A 399-nucleotide genomic window follows, 5' to 3' on the forward strand; every position below is an offset into this window, starting at 1 on the left:
TCCGTCGCGGTAGACGGGAGCGGGAATGTGTATGCCGCTGGATACCAGACAGGAACAGGGACCTATACCTACGGGACCGGCGTAAGCGCTACGGGGACCTATGCCGCCGGCAACAATGTGGTCCTGGTTAAGTATGATGCTGATGGGACGGCCCTGTGGGCACGGACGGTATCGGCGGGGTCATTCGTATCTTACTTTATCTCCGTCGCGGTAGACGGGAGTGGGAATGTGTATGCCGCAGGATCCCAGTATGGAACAGGGACCTTTACCTATGGGGGTGTAAGTGTTGTGGGGTCCTACTCCTCAGGCGCCAATGTGGTCCTGGTTAAGTATGATCCCTCGGGGACGGCCCAGTGGGCAAGAACGGTAACGGCGGGGTCAAGCGGTTCCCAATTTTCC

At 58.4% G+C, this 399-nt stretch carries 1 protein-coding gene; it reads left to right on the forward strand.

Going from position 1 to position 399, the window contains the following annotated elements; all coding sequences use genetic code 11:
* Nucleotides 1-27: 27 nt before the first annotated feature.
* A partial coding sequence (locus TPRIMZ1_RS0116285; protein WP_198429951.1) for a hypothetical protein occupies nucleotides 28-399 on the forward strand: 372 nt, incomplete at its 3' end.

It is taken from the genome of Treponema primitia ZAS-1 (assembly GCF_000297095.1).
Lineage (GTDB): Bacteria > Spirochaetota > Spirochaetia > Treponematales > Breznakiellaceae > Termitinema > Termitinema primitia_A.